Genomic DNA, 241 nt, shown 5'->3' on the forward strand with positions numbered 1-241 from the left:
GCGCACGCGTAAGTCGATGGCGTTCGTACTCAATAGTCCCTGGCTGGAGATCTGTCTCGCTGGCCTGCAGCAGTTCTTCAACCTCCCGGCGCAGCTTTTCGTTCTCAATTTCAGCATCCCTTTCGGCATACCATTTTATGACGGCGGCAGAGTCATAAAGCACCTCATTACCCTTGCCACCGCCTCGCAGAACGGGCATTCCCTGTTCCTGCCAGTTCTGAATGGTACGGATACTCGCACC

Annotated in this window: 1 pseudogene; it reads right to left on the reverse strand. The window is 55.2% G+C overall.

Going from position 1 to position 241, the window contains the following annotated elements:
• A pseudogene (locus HMPREF0549_RS09010) lies at positions 1–241 on the reverse strand (DNA-packaging protein); the annotation flags it as partial.

The sequence above is a fragment of the Limosilactobacillus vaginalis DSM 5837 = ATCC 49540 genome (assembly GCF_000159435.1).
GTDB lineage: Bacteria > Bacillota > Bacilli > Lactobacillales > Lactobacillaceae > Limosilactobacillus > Limosilactobacillus vaginalis.